Origin of the sequence: Pseudomonas agarici, assembly GCF_900109755.1 — a bacterium.
Taxonomy (GTDB): Bacteria; Pseudomonadota; Gammaproteobacteria; order Pseudomonadales; family Pseudomonadaceae; genus Aquipseudomonas; species Aquipseudomonas agarici.
This window is the reverse complement of sequence record NZ_FOAR01000022.1, coordinates 1-17,749: the sequence shown is the minus strand read 5'-3', so window position 1 is coordinate 17,749 and position 17,749 is coordinate 1. Positions and strand designations below refer to the sequence as shown.

The window sequence follows — 17,749 nt, the reverse complement described above, 5'->3', positions numbered from 1 at the left end:
TCCTTTGAATATTCATGGGGTAATGATTGCGCATCGTAGGAAAAGATCCACGCAAGGCCGAGTTATTTCTCAAAAATTCAGGTAACGGGATTTTTCTTCCAACAAGATATCGAACAATGCCTGGGCGGCGGCGGACAGCTCATGACCGGGTTTGGTCAATACCCCGATGGCCCGCTCCACCACCGGATCATGCAGGGTGATGCAACGGGCACCCAACTCGCGCATCTGTCCCACGCACAATGCTGGCACCGCGCTCACGCCAAGGCCACTGGCGACCATCCGTCCCACCGTCGCCAACTGATGACTCTCGAACTCCACCGGCAGGGTCATGCCCCTGGCTCGCAGATGCTCCTCTAGCATCACCCGCACATTGGAGGGGCGCTGCAAGGTGATAAAGGGCTCCTTGAGCAACGACTCCCAGTCGATCTCCTGGCGCTCGGCCAAGGGCGAATCGGCCGGTACCACAGCGACAAAACGGTCGACATACAACGGCGTGAACGTCAGCGACGAGTTCTGCAACGGCGCAAACGCCACCCCAAGTTCCACCTGACGATCCCCGACCATCTCCAGCACCTGCTCATTGACCACGTCGTTTACCGCGACATTGACCTGGGGATAGCGAGCGCGAAAGGTCTTGAGGATAGGCGGCAGCAAGTTGCCAGCAAACGACGGCATCGCCGCCAAGGTCACCCGACCCCGTTGCAAGGTGAAACGCTGGCGCAGTTCATCCTCGGCATTATCCCAGTCGGCGATCAGTCGTCGGGCCAGGGGTAGCAAGGCTTCGCCTTCCGGGGTCAGCGCGACATTACGCGTGTTGCGACTGAACAGGCGACCGCCCAACCCCTCCTCCAGCGCCTTGATAGTCAGGCTCAGGGCCGATTGCGACAAATAAAGGCGTTCCCCCGCCACCGCAAAGCTTAAACTCTGGGCAACGGTGAGAAAGGCTCTAAGCTGTTTGACGGTCATCGATATTGTCTCGGCGTGAATGGCCATTATTGAGATTTATCAATCAATCAAACCTAAAAATCAACTTAACAAATATATTTCCTGGAGCAACACTCTACTCAAAGGCCGCTGGGGCCACGAACAACAAAGAGGATCATGCAGATGGCAGGTTTCGATAAACGCGTGGCGTCCTACGAGGAAGCCCTCGCCGGCCTGGAAGACGGTATGACCGTGCTTTGCGGCGGCTTCGGTCTGTGCGGTATTGCGGAAAACCTGATCGCCGAGATCAAGCGCAAGGGCACCCGCAACCTGACCGTGGTCTCCAACAACTGCGGTGTCGATGGCTTCGGCCTTGGCGTGCTGTTGGAAGACCGCCAGATCCGCAAGGTCGTGGCCTCCTATGTGGGCGAAAACGCCCTGTTCGAAAAGCAATTGCTCAGCGGTGAGATCGAGGTGATTTTGACCCCCCAAGGCACCCTGGCGGAGAAAATGCGCGCCGGCGGCGCCGGGATCCCGGCCTTCTTTACCGCCACCGGCTACGGCACCCCCGTCGCGGACGGCAAGGAAACCCGCGAATTCAATGGTCGTCCCTACCTGATGGAAGAGTCCATCACCGGCGACTTCGCCATTGTCAAAGGCTGGAAGGCCGACCATTTCGGCAACGTGATCTATCGCCACACGGCTCAAAACTTCAATCCGCTGGCCGCCACCGCCGGCAAGATCACTGTGGTCGAAGTCGAGGAAATCGTCGAACCGGGCGAACTGGACCCGGCGCAGATCCACACCCCCGGCATCTACGTCGATCGGATCATCTGTGGCACGTTCGAGAAACGCATCGAACAGCGCACCGTGCGCAAGTAAGCCTCGGCCTTATCGACTAACGGAGCACACTACAATGGCACTTTCCCGCGAACAAATGGCTCAGCGTGTCGCCCGCGAACTGCAGGACGGCTTCTACGTGAACCTCGGCATCGGCATTCCGACCCTGGTCGCCAACTACATTCCGGCTGGCATGGAAGTCATGTTGCAATCGGAAAACGGTTTGCTCGGCATGGGTTCCTTTCCCAGCGAAGATGAAGTCGATGCCGACATGATCAACGCCGGCAAGCAGACCGTGACCGCTCGTATCGGCGCCTCGATCTTCTCCTCCGCCGAATCCTTCGCGATGATTCGCGGCGGCCATATCGACCTGACCGTGCTCGGCGCCTTCGAAGTCGACGTGCAGGGCAACATCGCCTCGTGGATGATCCCCGGCAAGCTGGTCAAGGGCATGGGCGGCGCCATGGACCTGGTGGCCGGGGCCGAAAACATCATCGTCACCATGACTCACGCCTCGAAAGACGGCGAGTCGAAACTGTTGTCGCGCTGCAGCCTGCCACTGACCGGCGCCCAATGCATCAAGCGCGTGCTGACCGACCTGGCCTACCTGGAAATCGAAGATGGCGCCTTTGTCCTCAAGGAACGCGCACCTGGCGTCAGCGTCGAAGAAATTGTCAGCAAGACCGCCGGTAAACTGATCGTTCCCGAGCACGTGCCTGAAATGCAGTTTTCCTGATGAGGAATCAAGCGATGCAAGATGTAGTGATTGTCGCCGCCACCCGCACCGCCGTGGGCAGTTTCCAGGGCTCGCTGGCCACTATTTCCGCCGTGGACCTCGGTGCCGCGGTAATTCGCCAGTTGCTGAGCCAGACCGGCCTGGACGGTGCCCAGGTCGATGAAGTGATCATGGGCCAGGTGCTGACCGCCGGGGCCGGCCAAAACCCGGCGCGCCAAGCCGCAATCAAGGCCGGCCTGCCCCACGCGGTGCCGGCCATGACCTTGAACAAGGTCTGCGGCTCGGGCCTCAAGGCCCTGCACTTGGCAGCCCAAGCTATTCGCTGCGGCGATGCCGAAGTGATCGTCGCCGGCGGCCAGGAAAACATGAGCCTGTCCAACTACGTGATGCCCGGCGCCCGTACCGGCCTGCGCATGGGCCATGGCCAACTGGTCGACACCATGATCAGCGACGGCCTGTGGGACGCGTTCAACGACTACCACATGGGCATCACCGCCGAAAACCTGGCGGACAAATACGCCATCAGCCGCGAAGCCCAGGATGCCTTCGCCGCCGCTTCGCAGCACAAAGCCGTGGCCGCCATCCAGGCCGGGCGTTTTGTCGAAGAGATCACCCCCATCGTGATTCCCCAGCGCAAGGGCGATCCAGTGACCTTCGCCACCGATGAACAGCCCCGCGCCGGCACCACCAACGAATCGCTGGGCAAGCTTAAGCCGGCCTTCAAGAAGGACGGCACGGTCACCGCCGGTAACGCTTCATCGCTGAACGACGGCGCCGCGGCAGTGATCCTGATGAGCGCCGCCAAGGCCAAGTCCCTGGGCTTGCCGGTGCTGGCGAAAATCACCGCCTACGCCAATGCCGGCGTCGACCCGGCGATCATGGGCATCGGCCCGGTCAGCGCCACCCGTCGCTGCCTGGACAAGGCCGGCTGGTCCCTGGAGCAGCTTGATCTGATTGAGACCAACGAGGCTTTCGCGGCCCAGACGTTGTCGGTAAGCAAGGAGTTGGGTTGGGACGCGAGCAAGGTCAACGTCAATGGCGGTGCCATTGCCCTCGGCCACCCAATCGGCGCCTCGGGTTGCCGGGTGCTGGTGACCCTGCTGCACGAGATGATCAAGCGCGATGCAAAAAAAGGCCTGGCGACCCTGTGCATCGGCGGCGGGCAAGGCGTGGCGCTGGCTATCGAGCGCTAGGCGAGCCGAACACTCACCTGCACGCCATTGCCCCGGTTTGCCGCCAGGCCGTTGTCCTGATCGCCCGCCGCCAATACCGCTCGGTAGAAAGCAACCATGCCTGCAGGTCCCGCGCTCCTAACTGGATATGGCTAATCGCGATAGCCCCTAGTGGCCTGTGTGGTTAGTCTGCGTCAAGCTTGACCCATCATCCCGCGAGATACGGTAACAGTTGGCCAACTGTTACCACCTGAATCTCGTCGACCATTGGCGGCGGCATGAATCAATTGGTGACGTAATTGCCATTGTACTTGGGTCGGACGCCATTAAAATCAGTTTGCCCCTTCAAATTGATATCATTTTTTAATACCATGAATAACAAACAGCTCACTACGCTGAAAGCCATCTTTTCAAGGCCGGTTCCCAATACGCTTGAATGGGCCCGCATCGAAAGCCTGCTGCTGGCCGTTGGAGCCAGCGTTGTTGAAGGCAGGGGTTCACGAGTACGTTTCGAACTCAATGGCGTCGTCGTGACGTTTCACAGGCCGCATCCTGACAAGGAATCCAAGCCTTATCAGGTTCGCGATGCTCGCGCTTTTCTGGAACAAGCAGGAGTCACACCATGAATGTGATGAATCACAAAAACTACGCTGCCCGTATTGAGTACAGCGATGAAGATGGGTTGTTTGTCGGCCATATTGCGGGAATTCGCGATATCGTCGGATTCCATGGCGAGTCGGTCAAAGAGCTCAGAGCAGCGTTCGAAGAAGCAGTCGATGATTACCTCCAAACCTGTGCCAAGTTGAGCCGCTCGCCTCAAAAACCTTACTCGGGGAAACTCAGCCTACGCCTGGCTCCAGAGCTCCATGCCTCGATAGCCGCCAAAGCCGAGCTATCTCACAAGAGCATCAACCAATGGGTAACTGACATTCTGCACACCCAAGCGTCGGGTTGAGTCGGCTAATGGCCTGTACGGTTAATTGGTTAGCTCAAGTGCGGATATCACAGCTCCATGGTCAAGGCGCGGTAATGAGTCATCGCAAGATCACAAACAAGTCGCCACCGCCGCCAAGCGCCTGGCGCCAATCGGCTTGCTGGTGGTCGCATAATAATCGACCAGCGTGCCATTAACGTCGCGCCGAACATCGACGAAATACTCCGACCCCCTGGTATAGACAGTGGAGCCGCCCTTGTAGCCCAACTGCAGGTAAGCGGCGGCATCCACGCCAAACACCGCCTCGTCCTGCCAGGAGAACTGGACACACTGGGCGACGGCATTGTCGGCCTTGCTCGAGGTAAAGCTCTTGGTCGGCCCGGTGGTGCGGGTCTGATTCATGCCGGGACTCATGCACCCCGCCAACGCCACTGCCACCAACGCCCCGATTAACATCCGCATGACCGTTCCCTGCTCAAAAAAAGCGACTTTAGCATTGAGTCGGCACGATACGAACCGGATTCGCAACGCACTCCCGCCAGTGGAGCGGGCTGGATTGCACTTGCAACCCCGGCACGTTGGGCCAGACTGTTCAGACCACTCTTCCAACAGGCAAAAATGCAAACAAGACCTGCACTTATCAGGGTTGTATTGGGCAAATTTGCACTGTTACGATCCATCATCGTTCGTCCGCCGAACGCACTCAAAAAGACAATAAAAGCAGGGAGTTAGTAATGACTGCTCAGGTTTCATCCGCTGCTGTCACGCGCCTCGCAGACGCTCCGGCCGAGGTGCTGGCCGAGGTGCGCAACCATATCGGCCACCTGACCTTAAACCGTCCCGCCGGCCTCAATGCCCTGACCCTGAACATGATCCGCCTGCTGCAACGCCAGCTCGATGCCTGGGCCGAGGATCCGCACATCCACGCCGTCACCCTGCGCGGCGCGGGCGATCGTGCATTCTGCGCTGGCGGCGATATCCGTTCGCTGCATGACAGCTACCAGAGTGGCGGGCGCCTGCACGAAGATTTCTTCGTCGAGGAATACGCCCTGGATCTGAGCCTCCATCATTACCCCAAGCCGGTGCTGGCGTTGCTGGACGGTTTTGTCCTTGGCGGTGGCATGGGTTTAGCGCAAGGCGCCGACCTGCGGGTAGTCACCGAAAGCAGTCGGCTGGCCATGCCGGAAGTCGCTATCGGTTATTTCCCGGATGTCGGCGGCAGCTATTTCCTGCCGCGCATTCCCGGTGAGATCGGTCTCTACCTGGGGGTCAGCGGCAGCCAGATTCGCGCCGCCGATGCCCTGTATTGCGGCCTCGCCGACTGGTATCTGAGCAGTGACAAGCGCCACGAACTGGACGGGTGCCTCGACCGGTTGGAGTGGCACGACACGCCCCTCAAGGACTTGCAGAATCTGCTCGCCAGGCTCGGCGTACAGACGTTGCCCGACGCCCCACTGGACAAGCTGCGCCCGGCCATCGACTACTTCTTCGCCCTGCCCGACGTCCCCAGCATGGTCGAGCAACTGCGGCAGGCGACCGTCGCCGACAGCCATGAGTGGGCCATGACCACCGCCGACCTGCTGGAGACCCGTTCGCCGCTGGCCATGGGCGTGACCCTGGAAATGCTCCGGCGCGGTCGGCACCTGGGCCTGGAGGAATGCTTTGCCCTGGAACTGCACTTGGACCGCCAATGGTTCGAGCACGGCGACCTGATAGAAGGCGTGCGCGCCCTGCTGATCGACAAGGACAAGCAGCCCCGCTGGAACCCACCCACCCTGCAGGCGCTACGGCCCGAGCAGATCGCCCGTTTTTTCCACGGCCTCGACACGAGCGGGAACTGAACCATGCACGATATCGAACTGAGCGAAGAACAAGTGATGATCCGCGACATGGCCCGCGACTTCGCCCGTGGCGAGATCGCGCCCCATGCCCAGGCTTGGGAAAAGGCCGGCTGGATCGACGACGGCCTCGTCGACAAGATGGGTGAACTGGGCCTGCTGGGCATGGTGGTGCCCGAGGAATGGGGCGGCACCTACGTCGACTATGTCGCCTACGCCCTGGCCGTGGAGGAAATCGCCGCCGGTGACGGAGCCACTGGCGCGCTGATGAGCATCCACAACTCGGTCGGCTGCGGGCCGATCCTCAACTACGGCAGCCAGGCCCAGAAGCAAACCTGGCTGCCGGCGCTCGCCACCGGCAAGGCTATCGGCTGTTTTTGCCTGACCGAACCCCAGGCTGGCTCCGAAGCCCACAACCTGCGCACCCGCGCCGAACTCAAGGACGGCCAGTGGCTGATCAACGGCGCCAAGCAGTTCGTCAGTAATGGCAAAAGGGCCAAGCTGGCAATCGTCTTTGCCGTGACCGATCCGGCGCTGGGCAAGAAGGGTATTTCCGCCTTTCTGGTACCCACCGATACTCCCGGTTTTATCGTCGACCGTACCGAACACAAGATGGGCATTCGTGCCTCGGACACCTGCGCCGTTACGCTCAACCAGTGCAGCGTGCCTGAAGCCAACCTGCTGGGCGAGCGCGGTAAGGGCTTGGCGATTGCGCTGTCGAACCTGGAAGGCGGCCGCATCGGTATCGCCGCCCAAGCGCTGGGGATCGCCCGCGCCGCGTTCGAGGCGGCGCTGGTCTATGCCCGTGAGCGGGTACAGTTCGGCAAGCCGATCATCGAGCACCAAAGCATCGCCAATATGCTGGCCGACATGCACACCCGAATCAACGCCTCGCGCCTGCTGATCCTGCATGCGGCACGGCTGCGCAGCGCCGACCTGCCATGCCTGTCGCAGGCTTCGCAAGCCAAGCTGTTCGCCTCGGAAATGGCCGAAAAAGTCTGCTCATCGGCGCTGCAGATCCATGGCGGCTACGGGTATCTGGAAGATTACCCGGTGGAGCGTTACTACCGCGATGCGCGGATCACGCAAATCTACGAAGGGTCGAGCGAGATTCAGCGAATGCTGATTGCGCGGGAACTCAAGCATTACCTTGTTTGACCGATGAGCCTGGTCTTGTGGCGAGCCCGCTCGCCACAATGCCCAATAGACTCAACTGTCCTTGAACTGCGCCTCGCGCTTGGCGATAAAGGCCGCCATCCCTTCTTTCTGATCCTCGGTGGCGAACGCCGCGTGGAACACCCGGCGCTCAAAGCGCACACCTTCGGACAGGCTGACCTCAAAAGCGCGGTTGACGCTTTCCTTGACCATCATACTGATGGGAATCGACTTGCCCGCGATCAGGGTCGCGACCTTCAACGCCTCGTCCAGCAACTCGTCGACCGGCACAATCCGCGCAACGATCCCACAACGCTCGGCCTCCACGGCGTCGATAAAGCGCCCGGTCAGGCACATTTCCATGGCCTTGGCCTTGCCCACCGCACGAGTCAGGCGCTGGGTGCCGCCCATGCCCGGCAGCACCCCGAGGTTGATTTCCGGCTGGCCGAACTTGGCGTTGTCGCCGGCCAGGATAAAGTCACACATCAATGCCAACTCACAGCCGCCACCCAGGGCAAAGCCAGCCACGGCGGCAATGATCGGCTTACGCCGATTGGCCACCCGGTCACTGTCGCTGAACAGGTCGTCGAGGTAGATCTTCGGGTAGGTCAGCTCGGCCATTTCCTTGATATCGGCGCCGGCGGCAAAGGCCTTCTTCGAACCGGTCAGGACGATACAACCGATCTGCGGATCGGCTTCCAATGCGTCCAACGCCTGGTTCACCTCGCTGACGATCCGGGCGTTCAGGGCATTGAGCGCCTGCGGACGGTTCAGGGTAATCAGGCCGACACGGCCCTTGATGTCCAGCAAAATGGTTTCATAGCTCATCGATAGAGTCCTTGATCACAGGTTGCGCGAAATGACCATGCGTTGAATGTCGCTGGTGCCTTCGTAGATCTGGCAGACCCGCACGTCACGGTAGATCCGCTCCAGCGGGAAGTCGCTTAGATAGCCATAGCCACCCAGGGTTTGCAACGCCGCGGAACAGACCTTCTCGGCCATTTCCGAGGCGAACAGCTTGGCCATCGAAGCTTCCACCAGCGCTGGCTTGCCGCTGTCGCGCAGGGCGGCGGCGTAGTGCGCCATCTGCCGCGCCACGGCAATCTGGGTCGCCATATCCGCCAGGCGGAAGGCCACGGCCTGATGCTCCACCAGGGCCTTGCCGAAGCTTTGTCGCTCGCGGGCATAATCACGCGCCGCCTCGAACGCCGCCCGAGCCATGCCCACCGACTGTGCGGCAATACCGACACGCCCACCTTCCAGGTTCGCCAGGGCGATGCGATAACCCTCGCCCTCCTCGCCCAGGCGATTGGTCACCGGCACCTGTACGTCTTCGAAGAGGATCTGGCAGGTATCCGAAGCATGCTGGCCGAGCTTGTGCTCAACCCGCGCCACCTTATAACCCGGCGAGTCGGTGGGCACGATAAAGGCGCTGATGCCACGCTTGCCTGCGCTCGGATCGGTCACCGCGAAAACGATCACCACCCCGGCGTTCTGCCCTGAGGTGATAAATTGCTTGCAGCCGTTGAGCACGTAGTGATCGCCGTCCAACCGTGCGCGGGTTGTCAGGCCACTGGCATCGGAGCCGGCCTGCGGTTCGGTCAGGGCAAAGGCCCCGAGCATCGCGCCACTGGCCAGGGGCGGCAGGAACCGGGCTTTCTGCTCCTCGCTGCCAAAGTTAAGGATCGGCACGCAGCCCACCGAGTTGTGTACGCTCATGATGGTCGAGCAGGCACCGTCGCCAGCGGCGATTTCCTCCAGGGCCATGGCATAGGCCAGATAGCCGGTGTCGCAACCGCCCCACGCCTCCGGCACCAGCATGCCGAAAAAGCCCAGCCCGGCCATCTCGTCGATGGCCTCTCGGGGAAAACGGTGTTCGCGATCCCATTCGGCGGCGAACGGTTTCAGCCGTTCCTGGGCAAAGGATCGGGCCGCGTCGCTGATCTGTTGTTGCTCTTGGCTCGGTAACATGGGCACTCCTAGAGGCACTCGACGGCCATGGCCGTGGCTTCGCCGCCGCCGATGCAGATGGCCGCGATCCCGCGCTTGAGGCCTTGCTGGCGCAGGGCCGACAGCAGGGTCACCAGAATCCGCGCACCGGACGCGCCAATCGGATGGCCCAGAGCACAGGCACCGCCATGAACATTGACCTTGCCATGGGGAATTTCCAGCTTGCCCATGGTCACCAGAGTGACCACGGCAAAAGCCTCGTTGATTTCAAAAAGGTCGACCTGATCCAGCGACCAGCCGGTCTTTTTCAGCAACTTGTGGATCGCCCCCACCGGCGCGATGGGGAACAAACCTGGGGTATCGGCAAACGCCGCGTGCCCGTGGATCACCGCCAGAGGCTTGAGACCATGCGCCTTGGCTACGGACTGGCGCATCAGCACCAGCGCCGCCGCGCCATCAGAAATCGAGCTGGAGTTCGCCGCCGTGACCGTACCGCCCGCGCGGAACGCCGGCTTCAGCGTGGCGATCTTGTCCAGCTTGGCTTTCGGTGGCTGTTCGTCATCGCTGATCAGCCGCTGTTCCTTGCCGACAGTCACCTGCAGCGGAACGATTTCATCCTTAAACCGGCCTGCGTTGATAGCCTGTTGCGCCCGGGTCAGCGACGCCACGGCAAAGGCATCCTGAGCCTCGCGGCTGAAACCGTGGGTCTGGGCGCAATCCTCGGCAAAGGTGCCCATCAAGCGACCCTTGTCGTAGGCATCCTCCAGCCCATCGAGGAACATATGGTCAAGCACCTGACCGTGGCCCATACGGTAGCCGCCACGGGCACGGTCCAGCAGATAAGGGGCGTTGGACATGCTTTCCATGCCGCCGGCCACCACCACTTCGGCACTGCCGGCCAACAGCATATCGTGGGCAAGGATCGTCGCCTGCATGCCGGAACCACACATCTTGTTCAGGGTGGTGCAGCAGGTGGATTTGTCCAGTCCGGCGCCCAACGCCGCCTGGCGGGCCGGTGCCTGGCCGAGTCCGGCCGAGAGTACGCAACCGAACAGCACCTGCTCCACGGCGTCGGCGGCCACACCGGCACGCTCGACGGCTGCGCGAATGGCGGCGGCGCCCAGTTGCGGCGCGCTGAGGCTCTTCAGGTCGCCCTGAAAGCCGCCCATCGGGGTGCGCACGGCACTGACGATAACAATCGGGTCTTGAGTGGTCATGAGCGCTTCTCCTATTTCGCAGCCATGCGCAAGGCGCCGTCGAGACGGATCACCTCGCCGTTAAGCATGCCGTTTTCAATGATATGCCGAACCAGCGCGGCGTATTCGGAGGGTTTGCCCAGGCGCGGCGGAAACGGCACGCCGGCCGTCAGCGCGGCACGGACTTCAGGGGTCATGCCGGCCATCATCGGCGTCTCGAAGATGCCCGGCGCGATGGTCATCACACGGATGCCGAAACGGGCCAGCTCACGGGCGGCCGGCAGGGTCAGACTGACGATTGCGCCCTTGGAGGCGGCATAGGCGGCCTGGCCGATCTGGCCGTCATAGGCAGCGACCGAGGCGGTATTGATGATCACCCCACGCTCGCCGTCCGCGTCAGCCTCGGTTTCGGCCATTGCCGAAGCGGCCAGACGCAACAGGTTGAAGCTGCCGATCAGATTGACGCTGATCACCTGATTGAAGCTCTCCAGCAGGTGTGGGCCGTTCTTGCCGAGAATCTTCTCGCCACGCACGATACCGGCGCAGTTGACCAGACCGTGCAGACCGCCGAAGGCCATGACCGCTGCCTGTACCGCGACCTGGGCCTGAGCCTCCTGGGTGACATCCGCCACCACGCTGCGGGCCCGCGACCCGAGCTTTTGCGCCTGGGCGGCGACAGCTTCGGCATTGAGGTCCACCAGCATCACCTGGGCACCGGCGGCCACCAACATCTCGGCGGTGGCCGCCCCCAGACCGGAAGCCCCGCCGCTGACCAGGAAAGCCTTGTCTTGAATATGCATCACCAATGTCCTTCGTTAAAACCATAGATAAAGTGGCGGGCCCTTGCGGCCCGTTACCGAAACCGGCTCAGGTGTCGAGTCTCGCCTGGGCCTTGGCGATTTCCTGGTTACGCAGAATGAAGCGTTGCAATTTGCCGCTCGGAGTCTTCGGCAGTTCCTCGACGAATTCGATTTCCCGTGGATAGGCATGGGCCGCCAAGCGCTTGCGTACATGTTGGCGCAGCTCTTCGACCAAATGCGGCCCGGCGCGGTACTGCCGGCTGAGCACCACGAAGGCCTTCACCAGCTCGGTACGCTCGGGATCGGGCTTGCCGACTACCGCCGCCTCCACCACCGCCGGGTGTTCGACCAACGCGCTTTCCACATCGAACGGACCGACCCGGTAGCCCGAAGTGGTGATCACATCGTCGCTGCGCCCGACGAAGCTGATGCTGCCATCGGCGTTCAGCTCGACCGTGTCGCCGCTGAGGTAATAACGGCCGACAAAGGCCTTGGTATCAAAGCCCTTATAGCCGTTGAACCAGCACATCGGCGACTGGGAGCGGTCCAGGGCGAGAATCCCCGGCTGGCCGACACCCAGCTCCTGACAGTCGTCGTCCAACACCACGATGCGATGGCCGGGCGAAGCAAAGCCCGCCGAACCGACATGCACCGGGTGCTGTAGGCCGTGGTGGTTGCACAGCACCATGCCCAGTTCGGTCTGGCCATAGTGGTCAAGGATAGTCACCGCGAGGTTTTCCGCGAACCAGCGGATCACCTCCGGGTTCAACGGCTCGCCAGCGCTGCTAACGGCCCGCAGTTTGCCCTTGACCCTGCCAGAGAAAGCCTCTCCCGCCGCGATCAGCAAGCGATAGGCCGTCGGCGAACCGGTGAGATTGCTGATGCCGTATTTCTCGATCACCCGACAGGTACTTTCCACGGTGAACGGGCCATCATAGAAGGTGATCGGATGGCCCAGACTCAGTGGCCCGGTGATACCGAAATACAGACCATAGGCCCAGCCCGGATCGGCGATGTTCCAGAACGCGTCTTCCGGACGCAAGTCCACCGCATCGCGGGTGTAGCTCTGGAAGGCAATGATCGCCTTGAGCGGTACTTCCAGAGGCTTGGCCGGGCCGGTGGTGCCCGAGGTGAACATCAGCAGGAACGGCTCTTCACCGCTCAACATCACCGGTTCGCAACGGGCCGGATAGTTGTCCAGCTCGGCCCAGAAGCTGAAGTCGCCGCGCACAATGCCCTGCCCGCGCGGCCCGCCAACGGTGACGATGGTTGGGCAATCGCCGACTTCGCTCAGCTTGGCGCGGTTGACCGCATCGGTCACCACCACCTTGGCTGCGGAACTGCCCAGGCGGTGCTCGATGGCCTTGGGGCCGAAAGCGGTGAACAGCGGCTGATAGACGGCACCGATGCGCCAGGTGGCGAACAGGGTCACCAGCAACTCGACATTGCGCGGCAACAGCCCAGCGACCTTGTCGCCACGGCATACGCCCTGGGCCAGCAGAAAATTGGCGAAACGCCCGGCCCGCTCCTGCAACTCGCTGAAGGTATAGGTCGCACTGCTGCCGTCGCAGCCTTCCCAGAACAACGCGATCCGCCCCGGCAAGGCATGCCGCTCACAGCATTCGACGCTGGCGTTGAGCGCCGTCAAAGTCCCTTGCAAGGCCGCATCGACCGTGTGCTGATAGTTAAAGTTCTCGGTGGCAGCCAGGTAGTCGCGCATAACATCAATCTCTCGCTCTTAATCTTGTTATTAGAAGGAAGAGGGAACCGTAGAAAAACCCTGGAAATAGTCGCCCCGTCAGGGACTTGGGACAATGGTCAAAGCCTTCAACCTGCTTGACTGGTTTGGCCAATGACGCAATCGCCATGGCGAGGAACAGCTATGCGGGTCAGAGGCTTGGGCGCTGGAAATGATTAGCCGAACTCACCACACCGGCCACTAGCTATTGCGCTTCGTTGAGGATCAGGCTGCGGTAATGCCCCGGATTGGACCCGGACCATTTGCGAAAGGCCTTGTAGAACGAGCTGGCATCGGCGAAGCCCAAGCGCGTGGCGATTTCGGCGAAACTGATGAAGGGCTCGGCCAGCCAGACGATTGCCAGCTCCTTGCGCACGCTGTCCTTGAGGCCCTGATAGGTTTGTCCTTCCTCCGCCAGCCGGCGCCGCAGGGTCGAGGCCGACATGCACAATTGCAGCGCCAGGCCTTCGGTATCCGGCCAGCGCTCGGCGGGCAACTGCCGCAGGTCGTGCTTGATCCGACTGGCCAGGCTCTGGGCGTCGCGGTACTTGACCAGGATATTGGCCGGCGCGTGGCCGAGAAAGCGCTGCAACTCCTGGGCGCTGCGCTTGATCGGCAGCTCCAGGCAATCGGCGGCGAAGATCATCCGGGTGCGTGGTCGGGCAAAACGCAGGTTCTCGGAAAACATCACCCGATAGTCTTCGCAGTAGTCCGGTTCGGCGCAACGCAACTCGATGGCCAGGATCGGAATGCGCCGCCCGGCCAGCCAGCAAGCGACCCCATGGACGATCATCCAGTAGGCGAAGTAGGTGAATGGCCGACGCGCCTCGCCTTCGGCCTCCAACAGGACGATTTCCGCCAGGCTCTGCTGGATCAGCAATTGGGCCGACAAGCGCTCGAACATCAGCGACAGAAAGCCCAGCACCGCCTCCAGTGCCGTCGCTACCGTGGGTTGTGCCATGCCGACCCGGCACAGGTAGGCGAAGCTGCCGGAGCGCAGCTTGCGCGGGTCCATGCCGAAAAACTCATCGTCGTTGCGGTGCGCCAGCAGGCGCCACAGCCGGGCGTAGTCACTGGCCGGTACGCGGCTGTCGGGCTGCTCCAGCAACCGTGGGGCAATTCCGATCTTGTCCAGCACCTCCTCGGTAGCGGCTCCCGGGGCGCAACTTTGCAACAGCGCCTCACGCACCAGATGAATAGAGATGGTGTCTTTTTTCGACATTGGCCGTCATTAAGCCCTGTGCTGATCCTTATGACGGCCATCTTAGGCGGCGCCGATCAGAAAGAACAGACGACAGGCAGCGCGGCAACGGCTACGCCGTTCAGGACCATCAATCAGAACCGTACTTCGGCGAACGCGGCCCATAAAGCAGCCCCGTGTTTTGCCCCACGGACAACAGGCGCCGGCTGGCCAGACCGGCAATCGGATGCCCGGCGTCGGTGGAGCTGTTGATGATCTGCTTGACCGCCGCCGTGATCAGCATACCCACCAGACCGCCCTGGTTATTGTTATTGCCCTCCTCGCTCGACGCCGTCGCGCTGCCGGTCCACAAGGTGGTGCCGGACTTGAGGTCGACCAGCTTGGCATTGGCGGTCACGATGGTATTACTGCTGAGCACCATGTACTTGGTGCCGTACTGGGTCACGGTGATATACATCGCCGCGTCCGCGCCGAAGATCTCATGCAGCTTTGCCGGTGAGGTATTGTGGATATCGGCGGCGGCACTCAAACCGTTCTGCTTGAAGGTTTCGTCCACCAGCGTCACGGGCATCACATAGTAACCGGCCTCGGCCAGCGGGAACGTTACCTGGGACAGCAGACTGTATGAGCCTTTGATATCCGGCGACTCGTTCAACGGCGGCAATACCAGGATTGTCCGTGGACGCGCTTGCTTGTAGGCGGAATAATCGAGGCTCTTGATCGGCTTGGCACAGCCAGTCAACAGGCTCACCATGAGCAACCCGGTCACGACAGCCAAAAGACGCAGGTTCATGGCTTGCTGCCCTTTTGCGCGTTACTCAACAGAAAATCCATATAGGCGGCCGATTCGGGGAACAGCGCCTTCTCGGTCTGTAACTGCTGCACCATCTGATCGTCCTGGCCCAGGCTGCCATACAGCATGCCCATATGAGCGTGATAACCTGGCGGCGCGGCGCGATTAGTGGCCTTCATTTTCTCCAGATCCGCTTCCAGCACCACGAGCTGCGCTTCCTTGGATTCGCCCTTGAAGTACTGGTAAACCTGAGGCTCATAGCCTTCCCACTGATACAACGTCTTGGGTTGTTGAACACATCCGACCAACACCGCACCGCTTGCAACGACAACCGCGACGGATCGCAGCAACTTGAATAGATGACTCATTACGGCTGAAGCTCCCTGTTATCGAATGAATTAACGCTGGCCTGGTTTCCAGGCACCGCTGTCGATGGCGTCGACCATCTTGTTCACCGCTTCGCGCATGGCCAGGTCCAGAACCTTGCCATTGAGGGTGGAGTCATAACTGGCGGTGCCGCCGAAGCCGACGATCTCGCGATTCGACAGCGCATACTCACCGGCGCCTTGGGTGGAATACACCACTTCGGAGGTCACGATATTGACGATATTCAGCGCGACCTTGGCATAGGCCACCTGAGTCTTGGCGCGCCCGAGGATGCCAAACAACTGCTGGTCGCCGGTTTCCTTGCGACCGAACTCGGTGACATCGCCGGTGACCACATAGTCCGCGCCCTTGAGCTTTTGCGCCTGGGCCTTGATGTTCGCTTCCTGCTGGATTTCCGCCATGTTGTCGCGGTCCAGCACGCTAAAGCGATTGGTCTGCTGCAGGTGAGTGATCAGAATGGTCTTGGCCTGGCTACCGAGACGGTCGACCCCATCGGAAAAGATCCCGCGCATGTAGCTGGAGCGGTTATCGAACTTGCCGACGGCAATCGGGGTACGCACGCCGGCAAACGGCCGATTGACGCTTTCAACCTGCTGCACCGGTAACGCCCGGGAAGTTTCTTGGGTGGTACAACCGACGATGGATATCAGCAAGGCCGTGGCCATCCCTGACACCATTATCTGCGACATCTTTTTCACGCAGCACACTCCTGGAGGATCGAACTTAAAAAAATTGCGAAACGGCTTGATTGCTTGACCTATCGGCGACCGGACCTGCCCGCGCGGACACAGCCAGCTTCCCGGCGCGAATTCATTGCGGGGGTCGATGCGTTATTGCCCGAGCGGTTGCGAACGCTCCGGGTATTTAAAGGTGGTTTTTCGAAGGGGGGTAACACAGCGCGGCAACGCCGCGAGGAACCTCATCCCGAGGGTGACAACCCGCATGTACATTCCTAGATACAATTAATATTATTTTGATATCACCATCATAAAGTGCTGGCATTTAGGCGTCAAGAAAACGCGGAACTGTTTGTGATCGCCACATCGTTGTGTTTATCGGTTTGCTGACGGCGGTTGGGTGGGTCTTGAGCGAATGGCGGGAAGCTGCCTGTACGGCAGAGGACTGTGGGGTAGCTTCACCACCCCGCGCACCTGATTTCTGAGCTGCCTATACGGCAGTGAACTTATTGTTCATAGCAGTACACTCCTGCGCTATTTTCTGAGCTGCCTATGCGGCAGTGAACGTTGCGTTCGACGCCGGCAACGTGCCTGCGGTTTTCTGAGCTGCCTATGCGGCAGTGAACCAGAGCGATTCAATGATAATACATTGCCCGCAAAGGGAAATATTCCCAGATTGTTAGTTTACCCCTCTTTTTTTGCCCCATCCTAAGTGCTTGATTTTACAAGGAGCTAGCGACCATCAAAAAAGAGGGTCAAGCCATGAACTGCAATCGACTGATCAAGCCATACCAAACGCCTGCTGAAACCGACTCCATGACAGACAAGGCAATATTTCGAAGTCTGTTTCAGATGCGTCCTACTTACTTTTGGCGACCCGGACGCTAGCCTTTGAACGGCCAGCCGCTCTTCTTGCAGTCATTGCCCTGATATTCGTCCGATTACAGGCACACAACAACGTGACGCAGGAACAGCCGCCCCAAAAAGCCCAAAGGACTAGGAATAACAAAATGAATATACCTTTGCAGCAGCGCTACACCCACCCAACCTCCCTTGAAGTTTTCGGCACGCTGAATCCGTCGGCTTTTACCGAACCGCCACTGGCTGGCTGCGAGGAATTCGCTTGCCTGCCATCGATTGAGGGCTGAATCATGGGTCGAGGAAGTGTCAACGGCATGGGACAAGGCCTGGACGGTGATCGGACCACCACTGGCGCGGTGTGTATCAGCAGCCTGCCCAGTGCCACGCAAGGCGGTGGTCGAGGCGTCTTGCGGCTCGGCGATAAAACCACCCCTTGCCCGTTATGCGGCAAAGCCGGGGTGATTGTCGAAAGCCTGCCGGCCATGAAATGGATGGGGGTTGCCACCGCGCTGGACGGCGCACGAGTCCATTGCGGCTGTCCACCGGG

20 protein-coding genes are annotated in these 17,749 nt (G+C 60.7%); 9 read left to right on the top strand and 11 right to left on the bottom strand.

Annotation, left to right across the window (positions count from 1 at the left end):
• Nucleotides 1-69: 69 nt before the first annotated feature.
• Nucleotides 70-966, bottom strand: a complete 897-nt coding sequence (locus tag BMX68_RS18650) for a LysR family transcriptional regulator (protein WP_026013173.1) — start codon at nucleotides 964-966, stop codon at nucleotides 70-72.
• Nucleotides 967-1,107: 141 nt separating this feature from the next.
• Between BMX68_RS18650 and BMX68_RS18645 the strand changes: the two genes are divergently transcribed.
• The 5 genes from BMX68_RS18645 to BMX68_RS18625 all read left to right on the top strand — a co-directional run bounded on the left by BMX68_RS18645 (nucleotide 1,108) and on the right by BMX68_RS18625 (nucleotide 4,627).
• A complete protein-coding gene (locus BMX68_RS18645) occupies nucleotides 1,108-1,806 on the top strand; it encodes a CoA transferase subunit A (RefSeq protein WP_026013174.1) in 699 nt (232 codons plus the stop codon).
• Between the two features lie 34 nt (nucleotides 1,807-1,840).
• On the top strand, nucleotides 1,841-2,500 hold the full coding sequence (locus BMX68_RS18640) for a CoA transferase subunit B (protein ID WP_017131928.1): 660 nt from the start codon (nucleotides 1,841-1,843) through the stop codon (nucleotides 2,498-2,500).
• 14 nt (nucleotides 2,501-2,514) lie between these two features.
• Nucleotides 2,515-3,693 carry an acetyl-CoA C-acetyltransferase gene (locus tag BMX68_RS18635; protein ID WP_017131929.1) on the top strand — a complete coding sequence of 393 codons (1,179 nt, stop codon included), beginning with the start codon at nucleotides 2,515-2,517 and terminating at the stop codon, nucleotides 3,691-3,693.
• Nucleotides 3,694-4,043: 350 nt separating this feature from the next.
• Complete coding sequence (locus tag BMX68_RS18630) at nucleotides 4,044-4,298, top strand: type II toxin-antitoxin system HicA family toxin (RefSeq protein ID WP_074862472.1); 255 nt, start codon at nucleotides 4,044-4,046, stop codon at nucleotides 4,296-4,298.
• Complete coding sequence (locus BMX68_RS18625) at nucleotides 4,295-4,627, top strand: type II toxin-antitoxin system HicB family antitoxin (RefSeq protein ID WP_017131931.1); 333 nt, start codon at nucleotides 4,295-4,297, stop codon at nucleotides 4,625-4,627. The genes BMX68_RS18630 and BMX68_RS18625 overlap by 4 nt, the downstream gene beginning before the upstream one ends.
• 90 nt (nucleotides 4,628-4,717) lie before the next feature.
• Here the strand turns inward: BMX68_RS18625 and BMX68_RS18620 are convergent, their stop codons facing one another.
• Nucleotides 4,718-5,068, bottom strand: a complete 351-nt coding sequence (locus BMX68_RS18620; protein WP_026013175.1) for a hypothetical protein — start codon at nucleotides 5,066-5,068, stop codon at nucleotides 4,718-4,720.
• Nucleotides 5,069-5,340: 272 nt separating this feature from the next.
• Here BMX68_RS18620 and BMX68_RS18615 point away from each other — a divergent pair, with 272 nt between their 5' ends.
• Both BMX68_RS18615 and BMX68_RS18610 read left to right on the top strand, forming a co-directional pair.
• On the top strand, nucleotides 5,341-6,447 hold the full coding sequence (locus tag BMX68_RS18615) for an enoyl-CoA hydratase/isomerase family protein (RefSeq protein ID WP_060782325.1): 1,107 nt from the start codon (nucleotides 5,341-5,343) through the stop codon (nucleotides 6,445-6,447).
• A gap of 3 nt (nucleotides 6,448-6,450) precedes the next feature.
• Nucleotides 6,451-7,602, top strand: coding sequence for an acyl-CoA dehydrogenase family protein (locus tag BMX68_RS18610; RefSeq protein ID WP_074862469.1), 1,152 nt, complete (start codon nucleotides 6,451-6,453; stop codon nucleotides 7,600-7,602).
• Between the two features lie 51 nt (nucleotides 7,603-7,653).
• Here the strand turns inward: BMX68_RS18610 and BMX68_RS18605 are convergent, their stop codons facing one another.
• From BMX68_RS18605 to BMX68_RS18565, 9 genes are all read right to left on the bottom strand, one after another.
• Nucleotides 7,654-8,427: an enoyl-CoA hydratase gene (locus BMX68_RS18605; protein ID WP_017131933.1), complete on the bottom strand. Its 774-nt coding sequence runs from the start codon at nucleotides 8,425-8,427 to the stop codon at nucleotides 7,654-7,656.
• A gap of 15 nt (nucleotides 8,428-8,442) precedes the next feature.
• Nucleotides 8,443-9,570, bottom strand: coding sequence for an acyl-CoA dehydrogenase (locus tag BMX68_RS18600; RefSeq protein ID WP_017131934.1), 1,128 nt, complete (start codon nucleotides 9,568-9,570; stop codon nucleotides 8,443-8,445).
• Between the two features lie 8 nt (nucleotides 9,571-9,578).
• Nucleotides 9,579-10,766, bottom strand: coding sequence for an acetyl-CoA C-acyltransferase (locus BMX68_RS18595; protein ID WP_074862465.1), 1,188 nt, complete (start codon nucleotides 10,764-10,766; stop codon nucleotides 9,579-9,581).
• Between the two features lie 11 nt (nucleotides 10,767-10,777).
• Entirely contained in the window at nucleotides 10,778-11,545 is a 768-nt protein-coding gene (locus tag BMX68_RS18590) for an SDR family NAD(P)-dependent oxidoreductase (RefSeq protein ID WP_017131936.1), read from the bottom strand.
• A 67-nt stretch (nucleotides 11,546-11,612) separates the two neighbouring features.
• Nucleotides 11,613-13,265, bottom strand: a complete 1,653-nt coding sequence (locus tag BMX68_RS18585; protein ID WP_060782321.1) for an AMP-binding protein — start codon at nucleotides 13,263-13,265, stop codon at nucleotides 11,613-11,615.
• 223 nt (nucleotides 13,266-13,488) lie between these two features.
• A complete protein-coding gene (locus BMX68_RS18580; RefSeq protein WP_060782320.1) occupies nucleotides 13,489-14,505 on the bottom strand; it encodes an AraC family transcriptional regulator in 1,017 nt (338 codons plus the stop codon).
• 109 nt (nucleotides 14,506-14,614) lie between these two features.
• Complete coding sequence (locus BMX68_RS18575) at nucleotides 14,615-15,277, bottom strand: DUF799 domain-containing protein (RefSeq protein ID WP_017131939.1); 663 nt, start codon at nucleotides 15,275-15,277, stop codon at nucleotides 14,615-14,617.
• Nucleotides 15,274-15,645, bottom strand: a complete 372-nt coding sequence (locus tag BMX68_RS18570; RefSeq protein ID WP_017131940.1) for a DUF4810 domain-containing protein — start codon at nucleotides 15,643-15,645, stop codon at nucleotides 15,274-15,276. Before BMX68_RS18570 ends, BMX68_RS18575 begins: the two co-directional genes overlap by 4 nt.
• A 30-nt stretch (nucleotides 15,646-15,675) precedes the next feature.
• Nucleotides 15,676-16,353: a CsgG/HfaB family protein gene (locus BMX68_RS18565; RefSeq protein ID WP_086009301.1), complete on the bottom strand. Its 678-nt coding sequence runs from the start codon at nucleotides 16,351-16,353 to the stop codon at nucleotides 15,676-15,678.
• A gap of 998 nt (nucleotides 16,354-17,351) precedes the next feature.
• Between BMX68_RS18565 and BMX68_RS25980 the strand changes: the two genes are divergently transcribed.
• Nucleotides 17,352-17,489, top strand: a complete 138-nt coding sequence (locus tag BMX68_RS25980) for a hypothetical protein (protein ID WP_017130064.1) — start codon at nucleotides 17,352-17,354, stop codon at nucleotides 17,487-17,489.
• Nucleotides 17,490-17,492: 3 nt separating this feature from the next.
• A partial coding sequence (locus BMX68_RS18555; protein ID WP_177178868.1) for a PAAR domain-containing protein occupies nucleotides 17,493-17,749 on the top strand: 257 nt, incomplete at its 3' end.